Here is a 16,516-nt window from a genome sequence, read left to right as displayed (position 1 = left end):
CTGATTTTATCTCCATCAAAATGAAAGACTGCGCAAATAGTCGGCAAACGCCGCACCGGTTTCCGGATGCTTCAAACCCAATGCGACGCTGGCTTGCAGGTAGCCTAATTTGGAACCGCAATCATAGCGAGTGGCGGCGTAGCGATACGCATATACCGGCTCGTTTTGCAACAATTGGGCGATTGCATCGGTCAATTGAATCTCGCCGCCGAGCCCTTTGCCCTGGCGTTCCAGGTAATCGAAAATCCGGTTCGATAATACATAGCGGCCGCTGACGGCAAGCGTCGATGGCGCATTTTCTGGCGACGGCTTTTCAATGATGCCACGCATGCGCTCCAGGCGCTCTTTGTGCGGCGTGCTGCTGACGATGCCGTATTGCCGCGTCAATGCGCGCGGCACGTCTTGCACCGCAACGATGCTGGCTTGCTCGGCTTCATACAGCTGGGTCATTTGCGCCATCACGGACGGCTGGCCGCTATCGGCGTCCATCAGATCATCAGCCAGTAAAACCGCAAACGGTTCGTCGCCGATCACCGGGCGGGCGCACAGCACCGCGTGCCCCAGCCCCAGCGGCGCCGACTGGCGTATGAAGATGCAATTGATATGGGGCGGAATCACGCCGCGCACCAATGCCAGCAATTCCACCTTGCCGGCAGCCTCCAGTTCGGCCTCCATTTCATAGGCCTTGTCGAAATGGTCTTCGATCGCGCGCTTGTTGCGTCCGGTGACAAAAACCATGTCGGTAATGCCGGCTGCCACCGCTTCCTCGACTGCGTACTGGATCAAGGGCTTGTCGACAATCGGCAACATTTCTTTCGGTTGGGCCTTGGTCGCTGGCAAAAAACGGCTACCCAAGCCGGCTACCGGAAAAACAGCTTTTGTGATTTTTTTCATGATTCTTTTTTTATGATTGTTCTAATAGATGCAAAAGACCGGCTTCATCAATGACGGTAATGCCCAATTCCTGCGCCTTGACCAGCTTGCTGCCAGCTTCTGCACCAGCCACCACCACGCTGGTTTTTTTAGAGACGGAACCGGCGACTTTGCCGCCCGCCGCCTCGATCATCGCTGCGGCGACATCGCGGGTCAGCATCGGCATGCTGCCGGTGAGGACGAAAGTCTGGCCCAGCAAAGGCCGCGGACGGGTTTCGGCAACGCTGTTTTCTGCCCAGTGGACACCGGCTGCGCGCAATTGCGCTATCAGTTCGATATTCAGCGGATCGGCAAAAAACTGGGTGATGGATTTGGCCACCACCGGGCCGACGTCGGCCACTTCCAGCAATTGCGCCTCGGACGCCTGCGACAATGCGTCGAGTGTGCCGAAATGACTAGCCAGCGCCTTGGCCGTGGCTTCGCCGACATGCCGGATGCCCAATGCATAAACGAAGCGTCCGAGAGTGGTCGACTTGGATTTTTCCAGCGCAGCCAGCACGTTCTGGGCCGACTTGTCAGCCATGCGGTCGAGCTCGGCCAGCGCAGTCAGGCCGAGTTTGTACAGATCGGCTGCGGTGGTAATGACATGCCGGTCGACCAACTGGTCGATCAACTGATCGCCCAGTCCCTCGATATCCATCGCCTTGCGCGATGCAAAATGCTGCAAACCGCCTTTGCGCTGGGCGGCGCACTTGATCCAGCCGCCGGAACAGCGCGCTATCGCTTCATCTTCCAGCCGCACGATGACTGAGCCACACACCGGGCAACTGCCGGGCATCACGAAACGGCGCGCATCCAGCGGCCGCTGCTCCGGCACATACGCCACCACCTCGGGTATCACATCGCCGGCGCGGCGCACGATGACGGTGTCGCCGATGCGGATATCCTTGCGGTTGACTTCATCCTCGTTATGCAGCGTTGCATTGGTCACCGTGACGCCGCCGACGAATACCGGCGCCAACCGCGCCACCGGCGTGATCGCGCCGGTGCGCCCGACCTGGACTTCGATCTCCTGCACCACAGTCAATGCTTCTTCGGCCGGGAACTTGTGCGCCAGCGCAAAACGCGGTGCACGCGAAACAAAGCCCAGTTTTTGTTGCTCGGCAAGCGCGTTGACCTTGTACACGACACCGTCGATGTCATACGGCAATTCCGCACGCTTTTGCCCGATAACCTTAAAATACTCCAGCAAGCCCGCCGCACCGCCGCATATATTTCGCTCGTTACAGACCGGTACTCCCATGTTGCTATACCAATCGAGCAAGGCGGAATGGGACGGCGGCAACGCGACGCCTTCCAGTGCGCCGATGCCATAGGCAAAAAAACGCAGCGCCCGCTGGGCCGTGATGCGCGAATCGAGTTGGCGCAAACTACCGGCGGCGGCATTGCGCGGATTGGCGAATTCCTTTTGCCCGGCGGCGCGCTGGCGTGCATTGAGGCGGGCAAAATCCGCCTTGTACATCAATACCTCGCCGCGAATATCAATCAGCGCCGGTGGCGTACTGGTATGGAGCCGCAGCGGAATGGCGCGCACGGTGCGAATGTTTTTAGTGACATCCTCGCCGGTAGCGCCATCGCCACGCGTGGCCGCCTGGGTGAAGACGCCGTGTTCATAGCGCAAGTTGATCGCCAGGCCATCGAACTTGAGTTCCGTCGCATATTCGATTTCCTGCTGGCTATGACTAGGATTCTGTGCCAGCGCTTCTTTGGCGCGGCGGTCAAAGGCGATGATGTCGGCTTCGTTGAAGCCGTTGTTGAGCGACAGCATCGGCACCGAATGCGTGACTTGCGAAAACTGGCCCAGCGGAGCCGCACCGACGCGCTGGGTGGGCGAATCGGCGCTTATCAGTTCGGGATGCGCGGTTTCGAGCGCCTGCAGTTCGCCAAACAGCTTGTCGTATTCCGCGTCCGGGATGGTCGGCTGATCGAAAACATAATAAGCAATGTTGTGCCGGCTCAACTCAGCGCGTAGCCAAACCACGCGTGCCTGCCAATCTGCCGGAGCGGGAATGGGAACAGGTGCGTCGTTGCCGGTGCTGCCGCTGCTGCCGCCATTTGGTACTGAAAATAAATCAGAAGACATCATTGAAATAAGCGCTGCGCCCGGTTGGAACCTGCCGGGATTTCCGATGCCTCCATGTCATCATAAAAGGCAGCGACCTGGGACGCGATTTCGGCCAGCGCTTCATCGGTCAGAATCTGGCTATCGTCATCCACCACAGATCCGCCCAATTTGACGGCCAGCAGCTTGGCACAGGCCGTCATCGCACCGTAACCGTCGCGCAGCGGCGCCACGCTAGGCACTTCCAGCAACAAGGTGAGGCGGGCCGTGGTGGGCGTGGTCGTGACCGTGGCGGCGGCGGTGGCGGTGGTAGCTGTCGGCTTGGTATTGACTGACAGCAGGAACAGATTGCCGCCGTCGCCGTCCGGCATGCTGTAACGGCCGTCAGGGCGATGCTCGAAGCCAATTTTTTTCAACATCGGGCGCAAGCTGTTGAGCGCCCACGGTGCGCCGTTGGTGTGGATATTGATGCCTAACTGTACGTCATGCTCGGCGATAAAGCGATGCAACTCACGCGCAATATAGATTACTTCCGCCATATCGGGCACGTCGGGTTCGGCGCTCATCTTATCGGCCACCTCGCGCAGTCGCATTACCAGTTCGGAATATTCAAGTTCAGTCAATGCGCTGCTGCGATTAGCCAATTGCACACCGGCTTGCAGCGCGGTGTAGATGCCGTCGCTGCACACCGCTTCCCAAATCTGATCCTCGCGCTGGCCGATGAAATGAATCGGCTTGCTGCCAATGTGCGTCAAGGTTTGCAGCGCCGGCAATATTTGTGCGCCGTGCACTGTGCCTTCCAGCATCAGCGGAATATTGCAATCGATCAGCGGATCGACCGGCAACTCCTGCGCCGGCACTGGTATCTGCGCTTCCATGTGCGCGGCAGCATCCGCAGCAATAGCGTCCGGCGCGCCTGGCGCTTGATTCAATTCATCCGTTACAGCAGTATCGTCGCCGCGAACGGCAAAGCTGGGCTCATGCCGTACGTCCACAACGTCGTCGGCCTCAGCAGCACCCGAAGGCTGCATCAGGACGTCGTCGTGATCGTTTGAAAAGACGCGTTCCACGCTTTTCTTGGCCTTGTATTCCTGCCATTTGTTATAGGAGATGACACCGACTACGATGGTGCCGCCGATGGCGATTAAGCTTATTTGTAAGTCGGTCATGCGGCTTGGCCCTCTAAAGCGAAATTGGCTGCGGACTGCATGTCCACCGCCACAATACGGGATACCCCTTGTTCCTGCATGGTAACGCCGATCAATTGTTGTGCTATTTCCATCGCGATCTTGTTATGCGAAATGAACAGAAACTGGGTTTTCGAAGACATGCGCTTGACCATGTTGCAAAAACGCTCGGTATTCGAATCATCCAGCGGCGCATCGACTTCATCCAGCAGACAAAATGGGGCGGGATTGAGCTGGAACATCGAAAACACCAGCGCCGTTGCGGTTAAAGCCTTCTCTCCGCCGGAAAGAAGGTGAATTGTTGCATTTTTCTTGCCGGGCGGTTGTGCCATCACCATTACCCCGGAATCCAGGATTTCATCGCCGGTCATCATCAGCCTGGCCTGGCCGCCGCCAAACAGGATCGGGAACAGTTCGGCAAAATGGGTATTGACCTGGTTGAACGTCTCCTGCAACAGCTCGCGGGTTTCCTTGTCGATACGGCGAATTGCGTCTTCCAGCGTATCGATGGCCTCGGTCAGGTCGGCATTCTGCGCATCCAGGAAATTCTTGCGTTCAGCGGCCTGCGACAGTTCGTCCAGTGCGGCCAGATTGACCGCGCCCAGAGCGGCGATGGCATTGGCTAGCCGCGTAACTTCGCCTTGCAGGTAGGACGGCCGCAGGTCCAAATGCAATTTTTCGCTCAAGGCGACCTCATCGGCATCGGCTTCCTGCAATTGCTGGGCGAATTGCTCCTGATTCAGGCGCGCAGCCTGTTCTTTCAATTGCAACTCCATGATTTTGTCGCGTTGCGGCTGCAGATTGCGCTCGGTTTGTGCGCGCCCATCTTCCAGATGCCGCAGCTTTTGGGTGATCTGGTCGAGTTCATGGCGCGCATCCGACAACGCGCGTTCCTGCTCGCTGCGTTGTTCCAGCAGGGTTTGCAAGCCGGCGTCGGCGGTCTGATCGTTCAGGTTTTCCAGTTCCAGCGTGCCTTGCTGCATCGTCACCGCCAGTTGCGACGATTGCTCCAGTGCGGTGGCGATATTGCGTTTTAGCTCATCCATCTTGCTGCGCTGCGATTTTTCGGCAAATACCGCATCCTGCGCGGCCCGTTCCAGCTCACGCAAGCGCTGCCGGGCGTCAGCCAGTTGCAACTCTTTTTCCAGATACGCGGTCTGCCCATCCTCGTGCGCGCCTTGCAATTCTGCCAGCGCGGCATCCAATTCTTCAAAACGGGCTTCGGACTCGACCCGGATCTGTTGCTGCTCGGCTTCCTGCTCGGCAATCTCAGCCAAGTCGCTGACAATTTGCCCGCTACGCTGATTGAAGCGTTCCTGCACTTCGGACAATTTAACGACTTCCATCTGCAAGCCGTGTACCGCTTGCGTCAGACTACCGACGCTCTGGCGGCTGTCCTGCAATTGTCTGGCCGCTTGCGACAGCGCCGCCTCGGCCCGCACCGAACGCGACCTGGCCTGTTCCGCCAACAATTGTTGCGCACGCACTTGCTTGCCGAGGTTTTCTATCTCTTGCTGACGCGCCAGCATGCCGTCCTGCTCGGAGTCGGCGGCATAAAACCGCACTCCGGCGCGACCGATCACATGTCCTTGGCGGGTCACTAAACAGCCGCCCAACGGCAAATTGTTGCGCTGCAAGAAAGCACTGGCGGCATCGTCGGCCACAAAAACCCCATGCAGCCAATCCTGCAGCAGCGAGCGCAAACCCGGGTCATTGAGTTTCAATAAGTTAATGAGCGGCTTCAATCCGGCCGGCGCATCTTGGTTCTGCGGCGCGGCGATTGTTGCAGCGACTGCATTAAGCGAAAACAGCGCCAGCTTGGCCGGCGGTACATCGCCAAAGAAAGCCTTGGCCCAGTCCAGGTTCGACACTTCCAGGGCAGAAGTACGCTCGCGCAAGATCGACTCCAGCGCAGTTTCCCAGCCCTGCTCGATCTGCATTTTTTGCCACAGGCGCGGCAAATTGCCTAATTCGTGCTTGTCGAGCCAGGGCTGTACTTTGCCTTGATTCTGGACGTTTTCCTGCAATTGCTTGAGCGCCTGCAGGCGCGCTTCCAGTTGCGCGTTGCTGGCCGCCTCAAGATTGACTTGCTGCTGCGCGTTGCTGCGCTCCTGCTCCAGCGCCGGCTGCTGCTCTTGGGCAATTTCCAGCTGCAGCGCAGCTTCTTCCAGCGTCGCCTGCTGCTGTTCCAGCTGGAATTTCAGGTTGGCAAGATGCGTGTTGTCCGGCATCTGCAAACCGTTTTTCTCTTGCGACAGCCGTTCGCGGCGCACTGTCAGGCCGTTCAAGATATTCGACGCATTGCGCTGATGTGCCGATTCCAGCTCGATTTGTTGTTGCGCCTGCATGATCTTGCCGCGCGATTCGGTGGTGCTGTCTTGCGCTGCGCGCCAAGCCTGTTCCAGTTGGGGCAGCTTGTCGCTAGCCAGCTGCAACGTTTGCTCTGCGTGTTCGACCAGAGCGCCCTGCTCTTCCAGGCTGAATTCAGCCTCGGCAAACTGATCCTGGTTCTGCTGGCTTTGACGCTGCCATTGATCGCGCTGTGCAGTCAATGCGGCCAGCTGGTTCTGCAAGCGGTTGCGCGACTCGATGACAAACTTGATTTGCGCTTCCAGGCTGCCGATCTCGGCATTGGTCTGGTACAGCGCGCCTTGCGCCTGATGCATGTGGTCGCCCATCGAATAATGGGTCTGGCGCATCTGCTCCAGTTCAAGTTCGCTGTGGCGCAACTGGGCGGTGTGCTGCTCCAGATCGGTTTGCGCCTGTTCGATGTCGCGAAAATACTTTTGCTGCTCGATGTGGGCTTCGTTCTTGCGCAACAGCCAGAGTAATTTCTGCTTCTCATCCTGATCGGTCTGCATTTGGCGAAATTTTTGCGCCACTGCCGCCTGGGCTTCCAGCTTTTCCAGGTTGGTATTCAGTTCGCGCAGGATATCTTCCAGCCGGAGCAGGTTTTCACGCGTGTCCTTCAGGCGGTTTTCGGTTTCGCGGCGGCGCTCCTTGTATTTGGATACGCCGGCGGCTTCTTCGAGGAAAATCCGCAACTCTTCCGGGCGCGCCTCGATGATGCGCGAAATCATGCCCTGGCCGATGATGGCGTAAGCACGCGGCCCCAGGCCGGTGCCCATGAAAATATCCTGGATATCGCGCCGTCGCACTACCTGGTTATTGATGTAATAGTTGGAGTTGCCGTCGCGGGTGAGCGTGCGCTTGACCGCGATTTCCGCATACTGACCCCAAGCGCCGGATGCGCGCCCGTTGGCATTGTCGAATAACAGTTCAACCGAGGCGCGCCCAGCCGGTTTGCGGTGGGTCGAGCCGTTGAAAATGACATCCTGCATCGATTCGCCGCGCAACTCGGAAGCCTTGGATTCGCCCAGGACCCAGCGCACCGCGTCGATGATGTTGGATTTGCCGCAGCCGTTCGGTCCCACCACGCCGACCAACTGCCCCGGCACTTGAAAATGTGTCGGATCTACAAAAGACTTGAATCCTGATAATTTAATGGAAGATAGGCGCACGTTGGGAGCAGTTCTTCTCTTGATCGTTAAAAAGCGGTTTAAAAATACCGGCGGATAATTTTTTCTTAATAATACGAGAAAATATGCCGCAAAAGGCCGCAATGATAGCAGTTCAGACAATTCGCATGACACTTTCAGGCGCATTTTCGGCTTGGCTTGCTGCAGCGCAAACAAAGCGCAGACCGGTATAATGTTGCGATCCCGTTTTGGCCTTTACAGGCGCCAATCGTTCCATTGCGTTCCATTTTCGTCAATCGCTGCCCCTTATCCGTTACCCCCGTGAATCCACTCCTACAAAATCTCCAGCCGTACCCTTTCGAGAAACTGCGGCAGCTATTTGCAGGCATCACGCCGAATCCTGCGTTCAATCCGATCAGCCTCGGCATTGGCGAACCCAAACATGCCACGCCGGCTTTCATCCAGCAAGCGCTGACGGACAATCTGGCGGGCCTGGCGAGTTACCCCAGCACCGCCGGCAGCAACGCATTGCGCAGCGCCATCGCTGGCTGGCTGGAACGCCGCTACCGCTTGCCAAAACTCGACCCTACCAGCCAGATATTGCCGGTCAATGGTTCGCGCGAAGCCTTGTTCGCGCTGGCGCAAACCGTGGTCGACCCGTCCCGGCACGATGCGCTGGTGGTGTGCCCGAACCCGTTTTACCAGATTTATGAAGGTGCAGCTTATCTGTCCGGCGCCCAGCCCTACTTCGTCAATTCCGACCCGGCGCGCAATTTTGCCCCTGATTACGCAAGCGTTCCGGCTGCCATCTGGCAGCGCGTACAACTGCTGTATGTCTGCTCGCCGGGCAACCCGACTGGCGCAGTGCTGACGCTGGACGACTGGAAGGAATTGTTCGATTTGTCCGACCGCTATGATTTCGTGATTGCGGCTGACGAGTGTTATTCCGAAATTTACTTCAAGGCGGAAGCGCCGCTAGGCGCACTGGAAGCCGCGCAGCAGCTGGGGCGCAGCGATTACCCGCGCCTGATCGTATTTTCCAGCCTGTCGAAACGCTCGAATGTGCCCGGCATGCGTTCCGGCTTTGTGGCCGGCGACGCCGAATTGATGCGGAAATTTTTGCTGTACCGCACCTATCAGGGCGGCGCAATGAGCCCGTCGGTCCAGGCCGCCTCGGTCGCAGCCTGGAACGACGAAGCCCATGTGGTGGAAAACCGCGTGCTGTATCAGCAAAAATTCCGGCAAGTCACACCGCTGCTGCAAACGGTGCTGGATGTCGACTTGCCCGATGCCGGTTTTTACCTGTGGGCCGATGTCAGCCGGCACACTGCACTGTCGGACGTCGAATTCGCGCGGCAACTGTATGCCGAATATAATGTGACGGTTTTGCCAGGCAGCTATCTGGCCCGCGAGGCGCACGGCGTCAACCCGGGTCGCAACCGCATCCGCATGGCCCTGGTGGCCGAAGTGGCCGAATGCCTGGAAGCGGCGCGCCGCATCGTCGCATTCACCCAAAAACTGCGCAGCATAGATTAATCAATTGATTAACCCCTAACCTACAAGAGCAATCCAATGACCCAGCAACTCCAGCAAATTATCGATGCCGCGTGGGAAAACCGCGCCGACTTCTCTCCGTCCTCAGCTCCGGCAGAGGTCCGCGATGGCGTTGCGCACGTCATTGAACAACTCAACGACGGCAGCCTGCGGGTTGCGCAAAAAGACAATGGCGCATGGGTGGTCAACCAGTGGATCAAGAAGGCAGTATTGCTGTCGTTCCGACTGGAAGACAATATTGCGATGCCATCCGGTGCGCACATGCAGTTTTACGACAAGGTGCCGACCAAATTCGCCAACTACAGCGCGGAGGACTTCGCCAAGGGCGGCTTTCGCGTGGTGCCGCCGGCCGTTGCGCGCCGCGGCTGCTTCCTGGGCAAGAATGTGGTGCTGATGCCCTCTTTCGTGAATATCGGCGCGTATGTCGATGAAGGCACGATGGTCGATGCCTGGGCCACCGTCGGCTCCTGCGCCCAGATCGGCAAAAACGTCCACCTGTCCGGCGGCGTCGGCATCGGCGGCGTGCTGGAACCGATGCAGGCCAATCCGACCATCATCGAAGACAACTGCTTCATCGGCGCCCGCTCGGAAATCGTCGAAGGCGTGATCGTCGAGGAAAACTCGGTAATTTCGATGGGCGTGTATATCGGTCAATCGACCAAGATTTACGATCGCGCCACCGGCGAAGTCACGTATGGCCGCATCCCTGCCGGCTCGGTTGTGGTGTCAGGCAACCTGCCTTCCGCCGACGGCAAATACAGCTTGTACTGCGCCGTCATCGTCAAGCGCGTTGACGCCAAAACACGGGCCAAGACCGGCATCAACGAATTACTGCGCGAAGCTTGATGGTAATGCGGCGGATTCCGTAGGCGGCAGGGTGAGTCACTGCTGAATGATGCGCACGGCGTACCCTGCGGAAAATAGGTAGTATGGCAATTTTCATGGTATTTCCCGCATATATTCATTGCGCTTGTTAAATATACTCTAGTCACCAGTAGGGCGGGTGCAAGCCGCCCTTCCCGCTAAAGTACGGATGACCGTGTCATACATGTCAACTTACAAAATTGGACTCCAATGATTAACCAGGAATACATCACCGGCCTGATTCTGGCCGGTGGCCGCGGCTCTCGCATGGGCCATGTGGATAAAGGCTTGCAACCGTTTCGCGATGCGCCGATGGCGCTGCATGTGATGCTGCGCCTGTCCCCGCAAGTGGGTGACCTGATGATTAATGCAAACCAGAACCTGGCGCCGTATGAAAGTTTCGGGGTGCCAGTATGGCCGGATGAATTCGGCTCTTTTGCCGGGCCGCTGGCCGGCCTGCAGACCGGTTTGAACCATTGCACTACGCCTTATCTGGTTACCGCGCCCTGCGATACCCCTTTTTTGCCGGCCGATCTGGTGGCGCGCCTGTCGGCCGCGCTGGAAGCCGCAGATGCCGACTTGGCGGTTGCGGTTACCGGCGCAGGTCCGACACGCCAGCCGCATCCGGTATTTTGCCTGTTGAAGACATCGCTGCTGCTGCAACTGACCGACTATCTGCAAGGCGGCGGTCGCAAAGTCGATGGCTGGTATGCCAATCTGAAAGCCGTCGAAGTGCAATTCGAGGATGAAGCGGCCTTCCGCAACATAAATACGCTGGAAGAATTGCGCCAATTCGAAGCACTTTAGTCCGGCCTCCGTTCACAATAGGCGGTCTGCGGTCTGCTGTCACCTATCCGCCTATTCTTTCCGACCACTTTTACCTCCCGCCACCTGCCATGACCGAAACCCACCGAGCCCTGTCCGACATTGTCAGCTGCCTGTCCGCTTACGATCCCAACGCGCTGCCGGTAGCGCAGGCGCAACAGATCATCCGCAGTTTCATCCAGCCGGTAAATGCGATCGAAAAAGTCGCCATCCGCGCCGCGCTGGACCGTGTGCTGGCGGCCGACATCGTGTCGTCCATCAATGTGCCGGCGCATGACAATTCTGCGATGGATGGCTATGCGTTGCGCGGCAGCGATCTGATTGTCGATACGGACCTGACCTTGCGCGTGATCGGCACCGCCTACGCCGGCCGCCTATTCGACCGCATGGTTGGCAGCGGCGAATGCGTGCGCATCATGACCGGTGGCGTGATGCCGGACGGCTGCGACACCGTGGTGCCGCAGGAATTTACCCAAGATGCAACAGAAAACAGTGTCACCCTGCCCGCCGGCGTGGTCAGGACAGGCGACAATCGCCGCCTGAAGGGCGAAGATTTGGCGGCCGGCCAAGCCGCGCTGCAGCAAGGAAAAATTCTGCGTCCCGCTGATTTAGGTTTGCTGGCCTCGCTCGGGGTTGCCGAAGCGCCGGTGCAGCGCCGTTTGCGGGTGGCGTTCTTTTCCACCGGCGACGAACTGCGCTCAATTGGCGAAGCGCTGGATGCAGGTTGCGTCTATGACAGCAACCGCTACACACTGTTTGGCATGTTGACCCGACTCGGCTGCGATTTGATCGACATGGGCGTGGTCAAAGATGACCCGGCCGCGCTCGAAGCCGCCTTTCGCAACGCGTGCGAAAACGCCGACGCCGTCATCACCTCGGGCGGCGTCTCGGTCGGCGCGGCTGACTACACCAAGCAAATAATGGCGCAGCTGGGCGACGTTACATTCTGGAAAATCGGCATGCGCCCCGGTCGGCCGATGGCTTTCGGCCGCATCAATTCGGATGGCAAAAGCGCGATCCTGTTCGGCCTACCCGGAAATCCAGTAGCCGTCATGGTGACGTTCTACTTTTTGGTGCGAGACGCGCTGTTGCACATGATGGGTGCGAACCCATCTGCAGCAGCGCTGCCACTGCTGCGCGCCAGTGCGCAATCAGCGATTCGCAAAAAACCCGGCCGCACCGAATATCAGCGCGGCATTCTGTCAACCGACGCCAGCGGGCAACAGCAGGTTCGCATCACCGGCAGCCAGGGTTCCGGGATTCTGCGTTCGATGTCGGAAGCCAATTGCATGGTGGTGCTGCATCATGAACAAGGCAATGTGGCGGCAGGAGATGCGGTCGATGTATTGCTGTTCGAAGGTTTGCTGTAACAGGTTTTAGAAAAAATATACACCAGCACGTATGCCTAAAAACACCATACTTACCGCATATAAATAATGCGGTAAGTAAAAATACCCCCTGCTTTATTTGTATAGTCGTTGTTATTCAGCCGGCATGGGAATTAAAAATGAAATGGCGCGATTTTGGTGGAGCGCACCTGGGCGCGACCAACGGCTGCAGTCTTGCGACTGCTTTCGCGCCCAGGTGCGCTCCACCAAGAACTACTTCGGTTCGAAAATCTCTAATTCAATTCGCACCCGTCAATTGCACATACAAACGCGGCAACACTTGCGGCAGTTCAGCTGCATTTTTGACCATGACATAGCCGTTGGCGCCAAACAGATGCGGTAGATAATCGCCGGCTTTTTCATCGATGGTCACGCAAAACGGCGTCAGGCCGAGGCGGCGCGCTTCCTGAATCGCCACCCGCGTGTCTTCGATGCCGTAGCGGCCTTCGTATTTATCGAGATCGTTGGGCTTGCCGTCGGTCAGGATCAGCAACAGGCGACGGGTCGATTTCTGCTTTGACAGAATCGCTGCGGAGTGCCGGATTGCCGCTCCCATGCGGGTATAAAAACCGGGCTTCAGGGCCGCCAGCCGGCCGCGAATGGTGTCGTTGTAGCGCTCGTCAAAACCTTTGAGCAAATGAAAACGGATGTTCTGACGCCGCACCGAAGAAAAGCCATACAGCGCGAAACGGTCGCCGGTGGCCGCCAGCGATTCACCAAACAACAGCAGGCTGTCGCGAATTACATCGATCACCCGCGCCGAATTATTGATCCAGGCATCGGTCGATAGCGACAGATCCGCCAGCAACAAACAAGACAAATCGCGCAACTGCTTGCGGTTGTCGATGTACAGCCCCGGCTCGGCAATCGGCGCGCCGCTAGCCTTTTCTGCCGCGTAGCGCACGCAGGCATCCAGATCGAGGTCACTGCCGGAAACCTGGCCCTTGAGCCGGGCCGGCGCCGTGTTCAAGGATTGAAACTGGTTGCGCAAACGTCGTGCGGTGGCGCGCAAGGCGAGCGGCAGCGGGCATGGTTCGGCATCGCGGGCCAGCATCATTTGCAGGCGGCAATGGGCCGGTTGCAATTGCTGTTTGCGGTAATGCCATTCCGGCAGCAGGATGCCGTCCACCAGCACAAAATCGTCATCCGCTTCGGCCGGCAGATCTAGGTCAAAACGAATCCGGCTGGCAGTGGTCTTGCCGTCGTTGGCGACGCTGAGAACATCAAGATCGTTGGCGGCCTTGGCAGCGTTATCGTTTTCATCCTCATCCAGCGGCCGGTTGACCTTCACATATTCAGCCCACGAAAACAGGCTCTCGGCGCGAAACATCAACATGAAAGGGCTGTCATTTTCCGGCATGTCGACCGCTTCGGCGCGACGTTTGCGCGCTTCGGCATCGGTGCTGACCTTGCTGCCTTCCGGCTGCTTCGGCGCGTCTTGCTGCGGTTTGGGCTGCGCACCCAAGGCCACCGGCGGCTCCGGATGCAACCACAGCGGCACCGGAGCCGGCGGATTTTTACCGGGCGTAAAGTCTGCGATGGAACCCGGCTGGGATAAGGCAGCCCGAATCGCCACCTCTGCGGCGGCATCCAGCGGCGGCAAGCTGGCTGGATCGGGACGAGCCGCCAATACTGCATCGCACAGATTTCGGTAGCGCGTTTGCATGCCGGGCAGCGCTTGCAACGTGGCTTGGACCGCCTTTTGATTGCGCACAATCCAGCCCGCCTCGGGCGCGACATCATGGGCCGCCAACGCGATCAACCACAGGTACAACTCGCGGTTTTGGGCCCGTTCGGGAAAGGTGTCGATCCAGGCCGGCAGGTACAAGGTGGTCTCGTCGAGCCAGGCCAACTCCACTTTCTGGCCGACGCCGGCAACCCGCTCCAGCCATTTGCGTTTGGCGCCGTGCGCGGTAGCGGTGCCGGCACTGATTGTCAGCCCGGCATCGCCGCCCAGCGCCCGGAAAAAAATCGGTGCGATGCGTTCGATTTCTTTCAGATCAACCCGCGCTTTGGGAAAGCCCTGATAAGCGGTGCGCGTGATCAGCTTGTCCCACAGGCCACCAATGAATTGTTCCATTTACTACCCTTTCTGTGCCTTTCCGGCTGTCGGAGTGTGCGGGGTCTTCGGCAGGAGCGCTATTTGTATTGTGCCCGCCCGTGCGGTGCTGCCATTCAATGCCGCCTCCGATTCGGCCCGGGCTTCATGCACCCAGTGCAGCAGCGTGCCGCCCGGATTATCGGTCTGGGTTTGTTCGCACGCATCGACGCACTGGCCGCACTGCACGCAGGCAAACATCAAGCGCTTGACGTTGCGCGGATTGAGCCGCATCGGGCATACGTGATCGCAGGCGGAATAACAACTGGCGCAATCCTTGCCACGGTCGCGTTCGAAACCTACCACCATGGCTTTTTTGTTGCCCATCCACGCCAGACTTTGAAACAAGCCCACAGCGCAACCGTAGCGGCAAAAAAGGTGGCGCGCAAACATGAATTCGACAAAAAAAGCCAGGCTGCCGGCAATCAGAAAAATGCTCTGGTTACGCGTGAGCGTGCGATACCACAGATTGCTGTAAATCTCGAATGGCGGCAGCAAATACGTCAGTAAAACCACCGCCCACAGCAGCGAAAATCCAATCACCAGCGGTATCACCGCACACCACCAGATCGCATCTTTGCGCGTTTCGCTACCATCCGGATTGCGCGCTGGCAGCGGTTCTCGGTCCCACAGGCTTTGCTTGCCGATGGCCCGTCGCAAAGTCTGGTTGATGGTTTCGACTACTGAAAAATGGGGGCAGAGCCAGCCGCAGTACAGGCGGCCCCACTTCCAGCTGACGAAAATCAGCGTGCCGCCAATCGCCACCAGTGGTAAAAAACCGCGCAATACGATATTGGCCGCCGCCTGATTTGATGAAATCTGCCCCGCGACGAAAGCGTCGAGCCCGAGCGTCCAGTTGAAGCCGAACAGAATGAAATGTTTGAGGTTCAGGTCCAGCCGAAAAATATCAAATACCGGCGCCAGAATGAACAGGATAAAAAACCCGGCCTGCGTAAACTGACGCCAACGCTGCACCGGCAGACCGGTCGCGGAGCGCGCAGCGTTCATCGCCCGAAGGTTGCCTTGACCACTTCCAGTAAAGCCGTAGCAGTGTCGGCATCATCGGTCAGCGGTTCGATCAGCGCGGCTTCGCAAGCCGTCACCGGATCGCAACCGGCCTTGATCAGGGTCGCTGCATACACCAGCAAACGGGTCGAGGCGGCCTCTTCCAGATCGTGATCCTTCAACTGCCGGAAATGCCCAACCAGCGACACCAGACGTTGCGCCAGCAAAGAGTCAATGCCGGTTTCACTGACAATAATCTGCTGCTCCAACTCGGCCGGTGGAAAGTCGAAACTGATCGCGATAAAACGCTGGCGTGTCGATGGTTTCAAGCTTTTCAGCAAATTCTGGTAGCCGGGATTGTACGAAACCACCAGCATGAAATCATCCGGCGCATGCAATTCTTCGCCGGTACGTTCGATCGGCAGAATGCGCCGGTCATCGGTCAAAGGATGCAGCACCACCGTGGTGTCCTTGCGCGCTTCCACCACTTCATCCAGATAACAGATGCCGCCTTCGCGCACTGCACGGGTGAGCGGGCCGTCGGACCAGATGGTTTGACCATCGCCGATCAGATGCCGTCCGACCAGGTCGGCTGCGGTCAGATCGTCATGACAGGCAACCGTAATCAGCGGCCGCGCCAGTTTGGCAGCCATGTGGGCGACAAAACGCGTCTTGCCGCAACCGGTTGGGCCCTTGATCAGCAGCGGCAGGCGATTCTGAAATGCATATTCGAACAACGTGCACTCATTGCCGACCGGCTGGTAAAACGGAATAGCAATCTTGGCCAAGAGACCAGGTGCAGTCCTGTCGTTCATTTACATCTCCGGTTAAATTTTTAGGCGCGGAAGGCAACGCCAATCAGGCTCAGCACCAGCGCCAGCCAGCCCAGCACAATCCAGCGCCACGGACCGGCCACACCTTGCAGCGCCATGAAGCGATCAATCACGAGGCGGCCCTTGAGCAAGGTAACCAGCAATATGGGAATAATCATGGCGCGGCCGGACAAGCCGGACTCGGACAGGCTAAAAGTAATTCCGGTCAGCAGCAACAAGGCGGCCCATTGCAAGGTGGCTATTTTTATATTCGACATAAGTTCAACATAAGTTCGACATAATTAATGC

Annotated in this window: 12 protein-coding genes; 4 read left to right on the top strand and 8 right to left on the bottom strand. The window is 58.1% G+C overall.

Annotated features, from left to right (window positions below):
- Positions 1 to 15: 15 nt before the first annotated feature.
- The 4 genes from galU to smc are packed head-to-tail and all read right to left on the bottom strand — an operon-like array spanning position 16 to position 7,703.
- Positions 16 to 894: a UTP--glucose-1-phosphate uridylyltransferase GalU gene (galU, locus tag KGFNPO_RS06605; RefSeq protein WP_472633758.1), complete on the bottom strand. Its 879-nt coding sequence runs from the start codon at positions 892 to 894 to the stop codon at positions 16 to 18.
- Positions 895 to 904: 10 nt separating this feature from the next.
- Positions 905 to 3,016 carry an NAD-dependent DNA ligase LigA gene (ligA, locus tag KGFNPO_RS06600; RefSeq protein ID WP_472633756.1) on the bottom strand — a complete coding sequence of 704 codons (2,112 nt, stop codon included), beginning with the start codon at positions 3,014 to 3,016 and terminating at the stop codon, positions 905 to 907.
- Positions 3,016 to 4,164: a cell division protein ZipA C-terminal FtsZ-binding domain-containing protein gene (locus KGFNPO_RS06595; protein ID WP_472633754.1), complete on the bottom strand. Its 1,149-nt coding sequence runs from the start codon at positions 4,162 to 4,164 to the stop codon at positions 3,016 to 3,018. The genes ligA and KGFNPO_RS06595 overlap by 1 nt, the downstream gene beginning before the upstream one ends.
- Positions 4,161 to 7,703, bottom strand: coding sequence for a chromosome segregation protein SMC (smc, locus tag KGFNPO_RS06590; protein WP_472633752.1), 3,543 nt, complete (start codon positions 7,701 to 7,703; stop codon positions 4,161 to 4,163). Before smc ends, KGFNPO_RS06595 begins: the two co-directional genes overlap by 4 nt.
- Positions 7,704 to 7,982: 279 nt before the next feature.
- Here smc and dapC point away from each other — a divergent pair, with 279 nt between their 5' ends.
- From dapC to moeA, 4 genes are all read left to right on the top strand, one after another.
- The gene (gene dapC, locus KGFNPO_RS06585; protein WP_472633750.1) at positions 7,983 to 9,197 is read left to right on the top strand and encodes a succinyldiaminopimelate transaminase; all 1,215 of its coding nucleotides are present in this window, start codon (positions 7,983 to 7,985) and stop codon (positions 9,195 to 9,197) included.
- 36 nt (positions 9,198 to 9,233) lie between these two features.
- Positions 9,234 to 10,061 (top strand): 2,3,4,5-tetrahydropyridine-2,6-dicarboxylate N-succinyltransferase, encoded by an 828-nt coding sequence (gene dapD / locus KGFNPO_RS06580; protein WP_472633748.1) that lies wholly within the window; start codon positions 9,234 to 9,236, stop codon positions 10,059 to 10,061.
- 228 nt (positions 10,062 to 10,289) lie between these two features.
- Positions 10,290 to 10,886 (top strand): molybdenum cofactor guanylyltransferase MobA, encoded by a 597-nt coding sequence (gene mobA, locus KGFNPO_RS06575; protein WP_472633746.1) that lies wholly within the window; start codon positions 10,290 to 10,292, stop codon positions 10,884 to 10,886.
- An 89-nt stretch (positions 10,887 to 10,975) separates the two neighbouring features.
- Positions 10,976 to 12,274 carry a molybdopterin molybdotransferase MoeA gene (moeA, locus tag KGFNPO_RS06570; protein WP_472633744.1) on the top strand — a complete coding sequence of 433 codons (1,299 nt, stop codon included), beginning with the start codon at positions 10,976 to 10,978 and terminating at the stop codon, positions 12,272 to 12,274.
- Positions 12,275 to 12,530: 256 nt separating this feature from the next.
- Here moeA and KGFNPO_RS06565 read toward each other — a convergent pair whose 3' ends face one another.
- The 4 genes from KGFNPO_RS06565 to KGFNPO_RS06550 are packed head-to-tail and all read right to left on the bottom strand — an operon-like array spanning position 12,531 to position 16,485.
- Positions 12,531 to 14,372 carry a nitric oxide reductase activation protein NorD gene (locus KGFNPO_RS06565; RefSeq protein ID WP_472633742.1) on the bottom strand — a complete coding sequence of 614 codons (1,842 nt, stop codon included), beginning with the start codon at positions 14,370 to 14,372 and terminating at the stop codon, positions 12,531 to 12,533.
- A gap of 3 nt (positions 14,373 to 14,375) precedes the next feature.
- Complete coding sequence (locus KGFNPO_RS06560) at positions 14,376 to 15,398, bottom strand: 4Fe-4S binding protein (RefSeq protein WP_472633740.1); 1,023 nt, start codon at positions 15,396 to 15,398, stop codon at positions 14,376 to 14,378.
- Entirely contained in the window at positions 15,395 to 16,210 is an 816-nt protein-coding gene (locus KGFNPO_RS06555; RefSeq protein WP_472633738.1) for an AAA family ATPase, read from the bottom strand. The genes KGFNPO_RS06560 and KGFNPO_RS06555 overlap by 4 nt, the downstream gene beginning before the upstream one ends.
- A gap of 20 nt (positions 16,211 to 16,230) precedes the next feature.
- Entirely contained in the window at positions 16,231 to 16,485 is a 255-nt protein-coding gene (locus KGFNPO_RS06550) for a cytochrome C oxidase subunit IV family protein (protein ID WP_472633736.1), read from the bottom strand.
- Positions 16,486 to 16,516 lie beyond the last annotated feature (31 nt).

The organism is Gelidimonas diazotrophica (genome assembly GCF_055694025.1).
This window is presented reverse-complemented; position numbering and strand designations above follow the sequence as displayed.